Raw genomic sequence first — 12,014 nt, forward strand, 5'->3', positions numbered from 1 at the left:
ATCTCCTTGTTCAAGTTCCTCCGGTTTAAGCCGGATTATATCAGTTTTTAATCGGCCACAGGATTGAACGGCGTTGGGAACACACCACGCGGCTTGATGTAGTCGTACGGCTCGCGCGCGAGGAAATTGCCGAAGCCCGGCTCGCAGAAGTCCTCGCCGTCTTTCCAGACCACGGACCCTCGCGCAACCGTGGCTGCCGGCCAACCGGTGACTTCCATGCCCTCGTACGGCGTGTAGTCCGTTGCGTGATGCAGGATGTCCTGACTGATAGTGGTTTTCTTCTCCGCGTCCCAGACCACGATATCCGCGTCGGCGCCTATTGAAACCGTGCCTTTCTGCGGATGCAGACCGAACAGTTTGGCGGCGTTGGTCGAAGTGATGGCAACGAAGTCCTGCAGGTCGATCCGGCCTTTCACTACCCCTTCATGGAACAGGATCGGCATCCGCGTTTCCAGGCCCGGCACGCCGTTGGCGATGGAGCTGAAAGGCGCGTTGTCCCCAGCCCAAAATTTGCCGTCCGGATCGCCAATATTGTAGGGTGCGTGGTCCGAGGTGACGTTGCCGAGCGTACCTGACTTCACATAGTCCCAGAGCGCTTCCTGCTCCGCCTTGGTGCGCGGTGCCGGGGAGCACAGGTATTTCGCCCCTTCCCGCACGTCACGGTCGAGATCATCCTCGGTCAGGACGAAATATTGCGGGCAGGTCTCGGCGAAAATCTTCAGGCCGCGCTGCTGCGCTCGGCGGATTTCCTCCGCCGCCTCGCCACAGGTGACATGGAAAATCTGGATCGGCTGGTCCATCAGCTCGGCCAGTGCGATCATCCGGTAGGTCGCCTCGCGCTCGACCAGCGGAGGCTTGCACCAGGCATGGTATTTTGTGCCGTTATGGCCCGCCGCCAGCAGCTTCTCTGTCATGAACATGATGGCGTCATGGTTCTCGGCATGGACGCAGACCAATGCCTTATTGCGCCGCGCAACTTCCAGAATGCGCAGGATCTGGCCGTCATCGACCCGATTGCTGGCATAGGTCATGAACAGCTTAATCGAGCGGTGCCCCTCCCCGATCAGTTTCGGCAGATCGGTGCCGACAACCTCGTCATTCGGATCATTGATCACGATATGGAAGCTGTAATCGATGCAGGCAGACTTGGCCCGCTCATGATAGGCGGCGACGCCCTCGGCCAGACCAACGCCTTTCTGCTGCGGAGCAAAACAGACCACTGAGGTCGTGCCGCCGCAGGCGGCTGACCGAGTTGCAGTCTCAAAGGTCTCGGCATTTCGGCCACCAGTGCTCGAGGGTTGGTCGATATGGCAGTGGCTGTCAACGCCGCCCGGCATGACCAGTTTGCCGGATGCATCCAGCTCTTTGGTTCCCGCGCCCAGCGTCTCACCCAGGGCGACAATGCGCCCATCACGAACGCCGACATCGGCCTTCACCGTGTCCGATGCGTTGACGACGGTACCGCCGCGGATAACCAGATCAAATTCGCTCATGGACCCGTTCCTCAGTTCGTCGCTTCCGGATAACTCAGTGGCGACAGCTCCTCGACCGGACGCTGCGCCCAATCGCGTTGGCGGACGCTCGACATGGTGACCTGCTGATATTCGGTCATCTTTGCTGCTGCCTCGGCAACATCTATCGTGATCACCTCACCATCGCGCACCACCTGTGTGCCGTCGACATAGACATGCTTCACCGCGCGGTCGCCGGCGGAATAAAGCAAGCTGCGTAGCGGATCGCGGACCGGCTGCATATAGGCGTGATCGAGATCCACCAACACCATGTCCGCCTTGCAGCCGACCTCGAGCCGGCCGATATCGTTTCGGCCGAGTGTCTTCGCGGCGCCGATGGTCCCGGCATCGAAGATCTCTTCCGTCGAGGCGTTGGTATAGTCCCCGGACATGATGCGGCCGACGATCATTGCGACTTCCATCTCGTGGATGAAGTTGTGCGGAAAGGTGTCGGTTCCGAGCCCGAGCGGGATACCCGCCTTCACATAGCGGCCGACATTGTTCATGGCGATACCGCGACGCCAGAACACCGTCGGGCAATGGGCGACGGAAGTGCCCGACTTCACCAACAGATTGAAATCGTCCGCCTGCGGCCAGTGCAGCCAGGGATGATCGTTCAGGAAAATACAGTGGCCGATGATGGTGCTCTCGTCGAGCACACCGATGCTGTCCAGCCACTCCAGCGGCGTCAAACCGTGGCGCTGGGTCATCTCGTTGAACTCGACCACACTCTGGGCCGCGTGGATTTGCATCTTGATGCCGCGCTTCTTCGCCTCCGCGTGGGAGGCCTGGATCAATTCCGGCGTACAGGTGTCGATCTGGGACGGCCCCATCATACCGGACATCCGACCAGACGGATGGCGATCCGCTTCCTCGACGATCTCGATGGCGCGCTCTATGCCGCGCTCTCCAGCCTCCGGGTCCCAGTCATAAACGACCGAATGGCCGTTCTTCGTGGACCAGGCGGCAGAACGGTACATCGGGCAGAGCACGCCGCGAATGCCGGTATCAGCGACCTCATCAACCCAGTTCTCACGGGCGCCGGACAGATCGGCATAGGTGGTCACGCCGCTTTTCAGCATCTCGTGAATGGCATAGCGGCTGGTATACGGCGCTGCTTCCGGCATGATCCGAAAAACCGGCATATACTCATAGAGCCCGCTCTGGCCCAGTCTCGGGCTGCCCAGCTCCTCGTTCAAGCCCTTGTTACCGGGCTCTGAGGTCGGGTGGTTGTGGATGCTTATGAAGCCCGGCATGACCATCATACGGCTGCCGTCGATGGTTTCGTCCGCGGTGCCGGAATACCCCGGACCGACATGGATCAGAACACCGTCCTTGAAAGCGACGTCGGCATTTCGGAAGAAGCGGTGCCCTGCATCGCTGCCATTCTTGTCTGCTTCCCAGCCGATCACCCAGGACGCGTTCTTGATCAAAGTTGTTTTCGACATATCCCGGTTCTCCTTCGCGGGCCTTCCCGGCCTCGTCTTTCGTGTCAGGCGGCTTCCGCCTGCCGGTCAAACATGATTTCACCGCCGACAACGGCAAGGTCCGCCGACGCTTCCAGAATTTCCTCGGGCTCGACGGTGAACAGATCCCGGTCGAACACTGTCACATCGCCAAGCTGGCCTTGCTTCAAGGTACCCTTGATGTCCTCTTCGAAAGACCCGTAGGCGCCGCAATAACTGTAGCAATGCAGTGCCTCTTCCAGGCTCAAGGCTTCGTTGGCGCCGAGCAGGGTGCCGCGCTTGGTCTTGCGGGTAACCATCGAATAGAGATTCTGGAATGGGTTGGTGCTGGAGACCGGCGCGTCGGAGCTGGCAGACGGGTGAAGCCCCGCTTCGAGAAAGGAACGAAACGGATAAGCCTTGGCTGACAGATCCTCTCCCAGCACGTCGACATAAAGATCACCAAACTCATACATGAAGATCGACTGCGGTGCCGGCAACACGCCGATGCGCTGCATGCGGGCAAGTTGGTCCGCATTGAGGAAACCGCAATGCTCGATACGGTGGCGACGGTTGCTTTGGGTCTCGACATCGTTGCCAATGGCCAGCTCATAGGCAGTCAGGATCTGTTCTATGGCCCGATCTCCGATTGCGTGGGCGGCAACCTGATAGCCCCTGTCGTGATAGTCGCGGACATAGTCGAAGAGCTGTTGATCCTCATAGATCATAATGCCGCGATTTTCAGGTTCACCGAGATAGGGATCGAACATCGCCGCCGTCTTGCCGCCAGCGCTGCCGTCGGTGAAAAGCTTCATTGGGCCGACGCGCAGCCACTCGTCGCCGTCGCCGGTCATCAGGCCGAGGTCCATCGCCCGGTCCGGCCAACCGCTGGCGCCAGCAAGCGGCATCAGATGCATGCGCAGACCGAAACCGCCCTGACGCCGGAGTTGTTGATAGCCAAGCCATTCGTCATAGCCTTGGCGCAGCCCTACACCTGGATCGGTAACGCTGGTGAAACCCAGCGCGAGATTATGCTGCTGTCCAGCTCGGGCACCCTCCGCCAAAGCATCGATCGTGTGATCGCTCAGGACCTTGGTAATCAATTCCTGCGCGCGTTCCTGCAACAGGCCAGTCAGCTTTCCGTTCTGACTTTCGATATGGCCGCCATCTGGCTGTTCCGTGTCCTCGTCAATCTTCGCAAGTTTCAGGGCCGCACTATTCGCGACTCCCATATGGCCGCAGGTGCGCTTGACATAGACCGGGTTGTTCGGCGCGACCATGTCCAACTCTTCGCGGAACGGATGACGCTTGGCGTCGAGCTCAAAATGATCGAATCCCCGGCCAAAGATCCATTCCCCTGGTTTCGCCTTGTCGGCGCGCGCCTTGATTTTGGCCAGCATCGCCTGCAACTGGGTGTCGGTCTTACAATCGACCTCCGAAAGACCAAGGCCAACGGACATCAGATGCTGGTGCGCATCGTTCAGCCCCGGTGCTGCCAGACGACCATTCAATTCGATCAGGCGAGTATTGGCACCGACCAGCCCTTCGAGCTCACTATCACTGCCATGCGCGATGACACGTCCGCCCCAGATCGCGACCGATTCGGTGAAGCCGGACCCCAAGCCGAGGAACACCTTGCCGCCACGCAATACCAGATCAGCTTTCGCCGTCACCATGTCGCAATTCCTTTCGGTGCTGGCCAGCTCGAACCCTGAGGAGATGCGGGGAGCCTGCCGGGAGGAATGCTCAGATTGCGGATGAAGAGACGCTCTGTCAACGCCCCGACCGTGGGTCTCTCTCGATCCTGAAACAACAACATCATATTGGGGTTCAGTTGACACTAACGCCAAGATATTGGATATTTTTCCAGTTATTTATCCGGGGTTGACTGCCCCTTTCAGGCGGCGATTTTATTTCGATGCGGCAACTGTTCCGACGCTTTGTTCCTGTCATTCTGGTCGGCACGCTTACCGCCTGCTCATTCGAAATGCCGGATCTGGATCTCTTCAGCGAAAGCGATACGCTTCCTGCCAAGGCTCCGCTCGCACAGCTCCCGCCGGCACCGCAGCCGTTGTACCAGCCCGGCGATACCTATGTGTTTAATGACGACGGGAACGTGGTGCAGGAACAGGTTGTCGGCGTTACGCCGGACCGCGTGACCTGGACCAACGATTCCGGCCTGATCTGGACCACGACGAACGAGCTGGTCACACCGCAACTGTCCTGGTCCTCCCATCCGGAACTCGGACGCGGACGTCAGAGCATTATCGGTAATCCGGGCACCCTCTTCCCGCTGCAGGAAGGCAATATTGTCGCCTACGGAATCCGTGGCAGCAGCGAGAAGGTGCCAACTGGGTGGGAAGATGAAGTGCGCTGCGTGGTAGCCGGACAGGAAGATGTCACGGTGCCAGCCGGAACCTTCACGACCTACCGGATCGACTGCAAGCGGAAGAATGTCGATTCCAGCCTTTATTATGCCCCAGTTGCACAGAACTACGTGTTGCGCGAGCGGACTTTTGCGAACTCTCGTTCTCGCAAGGAACTCATGTCCGTTTCCCTGGCCGACAACCGCACGGCGGAGATGCCGGTTACAGTTGATCAACCGGCGAAACTAACTGACATGGTTGCCCCAGCGACCAGCACACATGGGACTATGGCCAAGCCGGACGCAATGATGGCGGCGCCTAAAAAGGCTGAACAAATGAACGAGGAGATGGACGACAGCCGGATGCTGACGCTGATCTCCCGGCTAGAAGCCGTGGTCGACAAACTGGAGACCATGTCCGAAGGCAAGATGATGGCTCCGAAAGCGGAGCCGGAGATGAAATCTGCCGCTAAAACGGACGGTCAGAGCGATCCGAAATCCTCTATGGCAACGGCAAGCCCGGACGGCAAATACGGCATCCATCTGGAATCCTACAGAACCATGCAGGGTGCCCGGCGCGGCTGGTCCGCTCTTGAAAAGCGGTACCCGAACGAGTTGAAGGATCTCAGCTTCAAGACCGTCGAATTTGATGCTGGTGACGGACGCGGCACATTCGTCCGGCTGGTTGGCGCGGCCTTCAAAACCCGGGCAGACGCTCTTCAGGCCTGTAGCGCCATGAAAGCTAAGCGCCAGTTCTGTCAAGCCGTCAGGATCGCACGCTAAGCCTTTCGACTACCCGCCGGCGAGCCAAGACCGGGAATGGATTGCGCGCCCCTGCGGGACAGGATAAGCATCGGACGCGATCAACGCTTCTCAATTCAGGTCCTCTGATGAACACTGAAAAAAGTCCTGCAATCCTTGAAGATGGCGGGCTCAGCAATCCTGCCCGCGCCATCGGGCTGACCATAGTCGCAATATCGATGTTTGCGACCATGGATGCGCTGGCGAAATATTCTTCAGAGACAATCCGGGTCGAAATGGTCATCTGGGGGCGATACTTCTTTCACTTCGTCGCTATGGTTCTGATGCTTCCTCTGCTTGGCATCCGGCGATCATTCCATGTCAACGACCCGATGAAAGTAACCATACGCGGCCTTCTGCTGCTCGGCTGCACCATCTGCTTTTTTACAGCGATCTCTCTGATACCGCTGACAGATGCAAATGCGATTGTTTTCGTGGCTCCGCTCATCACCGTCGCACTTTCAGCCTTTGCGCTGCGAGAGAAAGTCGGCCTTCGGCGATGGTCTGCCGTCGGGATTGGTTTTGTCGGTGTCCTGATCGTGCTGCGGCCCGGATTCAACGAAATCCACTGGGCTTATTTACTGGTCTTCGCCATGGCCACGATGTTCAGCATTTTCAGCCTCCTTACGCGGTCGCTCAACCGTACCGAAGATCCGGTCGCAATGCTTTTCCACACAGCTCTGGTCGGCTTTATCGGAACCGGCATGCTGGCCGCTCTTTATTGGGAAACACCGTCTCTCCGGGAATGGGGCTTACTGATGGTGATTGGCGTCATAGGCGGCATCTCTCACCAGATTCTTATCTTCGGTTTTCGATACGCCAGCGCCTCTCTACTCGCACCCTTCCAATACACCATTATTATCTGGGCAACGATGTACGGATACTTCGTTTTTGGCGACCGGCCGGATATCTGGACTTTCGCGGGTACAGCTCTGATTGTTATCGCCGGAATTTATGTCTGGATCCGTGAACGACGGATCAAGCCAACCTCCCTCACACAGCATTAATCTCCCAAAGTACAAAAGACGGAAAAGATCATGTCAGGCGCACACCATCCTCGCCCTGCCCTCGGCATTTGCCTGATCATTTCCGGGTTCACCGTGTTCTCCTGTATGGATGCGTTGGTGAAGCACAGCGCCGAGACATTTGCGATCGAGCACATCACATTCGTACGTTATGCCGCGCATCTGGCATTGCTGATGGTTCTTATCCCGTTTTTCGGCATCAGGACCTTCCTTGGGGGTTCAAATCTCGGTTTTCTGACCATCCGCGGAGCTTTCCTGTTCATCTCGACCGTTTTGTTCTTTGGTGCCATTGCCAGCCTGCCGCTCGCGGAAGCGGCAGCCATCAGCTTCATGGCACCGGTGCTGACCGTCGGTCTCTCCGCATTGATCCTGAAAGAAAGCGTTGGCATACGGCGCTGGAGCGCGGTTGCGGCCGGATTTCTGGGCGTGCTGATCATTCTAAGGCCAGGCCTGCAAGAACTGACCATGGCGCACCTTATGGTGCTCGGCACGGCGTTTGGTTTTTCAGCATTTTCATTGATGACCCGGCATGCCGGGAAAGAGACCCCGGCCCTCGCCACCCTGTTTTTGACGGCAGTTACAGGCGTGATCGGGTCCGCCGCGTTGTTGCCCTTCGCCGATGCCTGGCCAATCGCCGCCGGCTCAAGCTGGGGTACCTTGATTCTGATCGGCTTGCTCGCTCTCTTGGCCGAGTTATGCCTGGTGCACGGCTACCGCTGTGCCGCTGCCTCCCTGCTGGCGCCATTCCAGTATATTCAGATGCTCTGGGCCACACTGCTGGGCTGGGTCGTCTTCAACAGCCTTCCCGACGTCTGGACTAGCATAGGCGCCACACTCATTATCGGCGCCGGTCTCTATATCTGGCTGAGGGAAACCCGTATCCGACAGATCACGCCGACCGAAGCCCGCGCCAGCGAGCCGACGTGAAAACGGTAAACATCGACAGGAACATGAACCCGGCGATGGCATAGAACACCAGAGCGGGCTCATTCTTGTCGAGAATGAAACCGAAGATCATCGGCGCGATAATCCCGCCAATGCTGAAGCCGGTGGTCACGAAACCGAACACCTTACCGTATTGCCCGTCCGGCGTGACCGAGCGAACGATCATATCCCGCGATGGCATGATAACGCCGTGCATGATGCCTTGCAGCGTCAGCGATGCCAGCAGCAGTGGCTCAGGCATGTCGACAAGCGCGACAACAGAAATCATCACCGCCGTCGCTAGGAAGCAGAAGGCCGCGATCACATTGTGATTGGAGGTCTTGTCCGCCAGATATCCGCCAAACAGAATCCCGGCGGTGGTGCCGACGAGATAGCCCGTCAGAGCGCCGGTCGCAATTGGAATGGCCGTGCCGTGCAGAAGGTTAAGAGCTGAGACCAGGAAGTTGTTGAGCCCGCCCGAGCCAAGCGCCGTCATGATGTAAAAGCCGAGACACATCAGGATCGGGAACGAGAACAAAAGCGCTCGACTGGATGCGTCGGCCCGCTTTGTCTCCTCTGCCGCTGGCTTTTGCTTATTATGCAAACTACCAGCAAACACCAGCAGAACAGCGGCAGTCGCAAGACCGGCAACGCCAACGCCGACCAGGGCCATCCGCCAGCCGATAGCGTCACTCAGAAAAATAATCAGCGGCGGTGCAACGGCAAAGCCGGCAAACCCTGCGAAGGTATGCAAACTGAAGGCACGCCCCATGCGCGGCCCTGAAACCGAGGCCGACAGGATCGCATAATCCGCCGGGTGATAAACGCCATTAGCAATTCCGGCGATAGCCATCATCATAAGCAGGCCCCAGAAACCGTCCCCGAAACCGATCATCACAAAGGCCAGTGATTCGGCAGCGAGGCCGCCGATCAGAATCCAGCGCGCTCCGAACTTGTCCACTAAATAGCCGAACGGAAGCTGCGTACTCGCCGTGGCACCGCTGAACACGGTCATGATCAGACCGAGTTCAAGAAAGCTTACGTTGAACTCGTCGCGAAGCGTCAGAAACAGCGGCGGCAGAAGAAGAATGAACAGATGACTGAAAAAATGCGCGACGCCGATAAGGCCAATCACCTTGAAGTCGGCAAGTGATCCGCCTTCCGGCGGTGCGGCATGCGTTTCGGCGGTCATTTTGGGTTCCAGGCGGAAAAACTGATATTTGCCTGCAAACTGGAACTCATAGGACGAGAGGTCAAGTACGCCCTCTCGCCCGAAACGGGATTACTGTTGTGCCAACCACCAGCGGGCAATCCGGTTCCCTGAATCGTCAGTACTTTCGAACTCATTATCTTCCAGCAAGCGAACTCGCAGGCAGCGCTCTTTTGCACCGCCATAAGGTGTCAGACAATAGTGCTCCTTGGTCGGCCGGACCGTCCCGGTCTCATGCACTTCAGGGAAACCATTCTGGGCAGGCACCGTCATCGAATAGACCTTGCCCTTCTCAACCCTGAGGTAGAAGGCACGATTACCGTTGCTCAACCAGCCGGAAATCATCCGACCCGACGCCAAAGCAAGAAAGCCCGGGCCGGTCATCGCCCTCGGATCGTAAGCGCGCGCTACATCCGATACAACGGAGGCACAGGTGATCATCACCACAGCAGCACATGCGATTTTGGTGAAACGCTTAAAATGCACAGTAAAATCTCCGTTTTCATTGTGCTACTTTCATTCGGCGGCAACAGTATCAGAACAAGATCAAAAAACTGAACAAATTCCTTCAAATTATTGATTTTTATGATTTTTAATAATCTGAATGTAGAAAATGCCACATGTATCCGCACTGTTCAGCCGGTTTTCATTTACATGGGCCCTGATATCGCTGATCTGGCTTATCCCGCTCGCCTTTTTCTTCCTGAACCGGTGGGATCAAGACCTGGCACCGGTCGACCGCACGTACTTGCTCCGAGCGCAGACATGCAAAGCCAGTTATCGGGAGCAGGACGCACAAGACCGCTGCCTACTGATCATGGAACTTGAGCATTTTCAGTCCCGTAGCATCATGACCGCCAACCGGGTTCTTGCCTGCGCGGCCCCGCCCTTGATCGGATTGGGGCTTCTCGTCTATCTGAGACGCCGCCGGTCACAGGGCCGGTCAAGGGGAAAGGGACAGTCTTCGTGAAACCAGGTAAATCCACTAAATCCAGTCCGCCCGCGCGGGCATGGCAGCGCATGCTCAGCGGACGCAGGCTCGACCTTCTAGACCCGTCCCCACTTGACATTGAAATAGAGGACATCGCACATGGCCTCTCCCGGGTCGCGCGCTGGAATGGGCAAACAGAAGGCCGCTGGCCCTATTCCGTTGCCGAACACTCCATCCTGGTAGAGAACCTCATTCACCGGCTTTATCCGGATCTTGCTCTGAAATGGCGCCTCGCAGCGCTACTGCACGATTCAGCCGAGTATGTGATTGGCGATATGATCACTCCGTTCAAGTCGATTATTGGATCGGATTATAAAACCGTCGAGAGGCGGCTCGAAGAAGCGGTTCATGTCCGCTTTGGTCTGCCCGCAGCCCTACCAGCCGACACCGTAAAGAAAATCAAACGCGCCGATAAAATCGCCGCTTATCTCGAAGCAACACAGCTGGCCGGCTTTTCTTTGCCGGAAGCAAATAAGATTTTCGGGAAACCGAAAGCCGGGCTCGATGTCGTGATCGAACCAATCTCACCGACGGCCGCGAAACAAGCCTATATCAAGCGATTTCGTATTCTGGGCGGCCCCAGCACCTAGACACGCATGGCACAATGGCCCTCGCCATCTGACGGCGTCTGGCGCTGGATTCGGAACGCACGTTCCGGCACAACCTGCGCGAGCAGATGAGGTCACTGATGACACCTGAATCGCTCAGAGGTTCAAGATGCTGTTGCAGGATCAAACAACTAAAAAATCGCAAAAAAGCGCAAACTTTCACCTAATCTGGACCAGATTATCCATGGCCTGCCCAACGTCACCTGGAACATCCATGAATTGACACGGAAGCAGAAAAGCGGAGATCCGCTTTTCAAGATCGCCAGCCTGAACCGCGTTATCATTTTCAAGTATCCGAACTTCAAGGTTGAGGTATCGGATGCCGCTGCGGCCAATTTTACGAACAAGGACGCCTAGCTATCGGACGATCGGCCCGTAGAAACCGCGCTCTACATCCCGAATGACGAAGAACGGCCGCATGAAGGCGGGTATGCGGTTTATCTACGGCAGAAAGATGCCAAGAAACTTCTGCAACGTTATGTCGGGATCTCCCAGAATGACATGACGGATGAGATGAAGCGGGATTTCTCATTTCTGCAAACGACCCGATGACCTTCCATCCCTGGACCCGCTCTTGCTGAAAACCGCCTTCGAGCGCCATAAATTGATGTGCAATCCCGCCTATTTGACGATGGGGGATGACGAAGAGGACAAAATCAAGTCCGTGATCTGGGACCCAACCATTCCGGAAGCAGCCCTATTAATCCAGGCGTTCAAAATTGACGGCGAGGAAGTCGCGAATGTGTTCAGCGCATGGAAAGGCGTTTCCTTTTACCAATATCAGTTCGAAATCAACAAACCTCTGATTGCTGAGATTATCTGGTGGCTAAAATCGGAAAACGCCACGCCGACTGACCATCGAGAACATGTTGCCTTCCCCCCACAGCAGGAAATATTCAAGCAGCAGGTATTGAAAAAACACTGAATGTGCTCGCTAATATTAATCAAATATTTAAAAATTTTGACACATACTATCTCAAACTTATCAATGACGGAGACCCGATAGTCTTCCGAAATGTCCTGATTACATCACATTATCGGTACTGGCTCCTTGGCTATTGCTGTACAGCGCTCATACACACACGGAACATATTTGAGCGCTGTCTATCGGAAGGCACCAGAGACACGCTCAGG

11 protein-coding genes are annotated in these 12,014 nt (G+C 56.8%); 6 read left to right on the top strand and 5 right to left on the bottom strand.

Annotation, left to right across the window (positions count from 1 at the left end; translation table 11 throughout):
• Window positions 1–47: 47 nt before the first annotated feature.
• Genes hydA through ABJ076_RS16840 form a run of 3 tightly spaced genes read right to left on the bottom strand, consistent with a single transcriptional unit; the run spans window position 48 to window position 4,632 of the window.
• A complete protein-coding gene (gene hydA, locus ABJ076_RS16830; RefSeq protein ID WP_348185452.1) occupies window positions 48–1,493 on the bottom strand; it encodes a dihydropyrimidinase in 1,446 nt (481 codons plus the stop codon).
• Between the two features lie 11 nt (window positions 1,494–1,504).
• Entirely contained in the window at window positions 1,505–2,959 is a 1,455-nt protein-coding gene (locus ABJ076_RS16835; RefSeq protein ID WP_348185454.1) for an amidohydrolase family protein, read from the bottom strand.
• A 44-nt stretch (window positions 2,960–3,003) separates the two neighbouring features.
• Window positions 3,004–4,632 (bottom strand): amidohydrolase, encoded by a 1,629-nt coding sequence (locus ABJ076_RS16840; RefSeq protein WP_348185457.1) that lies wholly within the window; start codon window positions 4,630–4,632, stop codon window positions 3,004–3,006.
• Window positions 4,633–4,874: 242 nt separating this feature from the next.
• On the opposite strand from ABJ076_RS16840, the gene ABJ076_RS16845 reads away from it, so the two are divergent.
• The 3 genes from ABJ076_RS16845 (at window position 4,875) to ABJ076_RS16855 (ending at window position 8,074) form a co-directional block, all read left to right on the top strand.
• Window positions 4,875–6,104 (top strand): hypothetical protein, encoded by a 1,230-nt coding sequence (locus ABJ076_RS16845; protein ID WP_348185459.1) that lies wholly within the window; start codon window positions 4,875–4,877, stop codon window positions 6,102–6,104.
• Window positions 6,105–6,211: 107 nt separating this feature from the next.
• On the top strand, window positions 6,212–7,129 hold the full coding sequence (locus tag ABJ076_RS16850; protein ID WP_348185462.1) for a DMT family transporter: 918 nt from the start codon (window positions 6,212–6,214) through the stop codon (window positions 7,127–7,129).
• A 30-nt stretch (window positions 7,130–7,159) separates the two neighbouring features.
• Window positions 7,160–8,074, top strand: coding sequence for a DMT family transporter (locus ABJ076_RS16855; protein ID WP_348185465.1), 915 nt, complete (start codon window positions 7,160–7,162; stop codon window positions 8,072–8,074).
• Here the strand turns inward: ABJ076_RS16855 and ABJ076_RS16860 are convergent.
• Entirely contained in the window at window positions 8,037–9,263 is a 1,227-nt protein-coding gene (locus ABJ076_RS16860; RefSeq protein WP_348185468.1) for an MFS transporter, read from the bottom strand. The two genes, ABJ076_RS16855 and ABJ076_RS16860, sit on opposite strands and share 38 nt — an antisense overlap.
• A 90-nt stretch (window positions 9,264–9,353) precedes the next feature.
• Window positions 9,354–9,767 carry a hypothetical protein gene (locus ABJ076_RS16865; RefSeq protein ID WP_348185470.1) on the bottom strand — a complete coding sequence of 138 codons (414 nt, stop codon included), beginning with the start codon at window positions 9,765–9,767 and terminating at the stop codon, window positions 9,354–9,356.
• 480 nt (window positions 9,768–10,247) lie between these two features.
• Between ABJ076_RS16865 and ABJ076_RS16870 the strand changes: the two genes are divergently transcribed.
• From ABJ076_RS16870 to ABJ076_RS16880, 3 genes are all read left to right on the top strand, one after another.
• Complete coding sequence (locus tag ABJ076_RS16870; RefSeq protein WP_348185473.1) at window positions 10,248–10,862, top strand: HD family hydrolase; 615 nt, start codon at window positions 10,248–10,250, stop codon at window positions 10,860–10,862.
• A gap of 237 nt (window positions 10,863–11,099) precedes the next feature.
• Complete coding sequence (locus ABJ076_RS16875) at window positions 11,100–11,237, top strand: hypothetical protein (protein WP_348185476.1); 138 nt, start codon at window positions 11,100–11,102, stop codon at window positions 11,235–11,237.
• 217 nt (window positions 11,238–11,454) lie between these two features.
• Window positions 11,455–11,805, top strand: coding sequence for a hypothetical protein (locus tag ABJ076_RS16880; RefSeq protein ID WP_348185479.1), 351 nt, complete (start codon window positions 11,455–11,457; stop codon window positions 11,803–11,805).
• The last annotated feature ends 209 nt before the right edge of the window (window positions 11,806–12,014 follow it).

Origin of the sequence: Nisaea sp., from assembly GCF_039990255.1 — a bacterium.
Taxonomy (GTDB): domain Bacteria; phylum Pseudomonadota; class Alphaproteobacteria; order Thalassobaculales; family Thalassobaculaceae; genus Nisaea.

Excerpts from the sequence above, each read along its gene's own strand:
- hydA (WP_348185452.1), bottom strand. The coding sequence starts at position 1,493 with ATGAGCGAATTTGATCTGGTTATCCGCGGCGGTACCGTCGTCAACGCA.
- ABJ076_RS16835 (WP_348185454.1), bottom strand. The coding sequence starts at position 2,959 with ATGTCGAAAACAACTTTGATCAAGAACGCGTCCTGGGTGATCGGCTGG.
- ABJ076_RS16840 (WP_348185457.1), bottom strand. The coding sequence starts at position 4,632 with ATGGTGACGGCGAAAGCTGATCTGGTATTGCGTGGCGGCAAGGTGTTC.
- ABJ076_RS16845 (WP_348185459.1), top strand. The coding sequence starts at position 4,875 with ATGCGGCAACTGTTCCGACGCTTTGTTCCTGTCATTCTGGTCGGCACG.
- ABJ076_RS16850 (WP_348185462.1), top strand. The coding sequence starts at position 6,212 with ATGAACACTGAAAAAAGTCCTGCAATCCTTGAAGATGGCGGGCTCAGC.
- ABJ076_RS16855 (WP_348185465.1), top strand. The coding sequence starts at position 7,160 with ATGTCAGGCGCACACCATCCTCGCCCTGCCCTCGGCATTTGCCTGATC.
- ABJ076_RS16860 (WP_348185468.1), bottom strand. The coding sequence starts at position 9,263 with ATGACCGCCGAAACGCATGCCGCACCGCCGGAAGGCGGATCACTTGCC.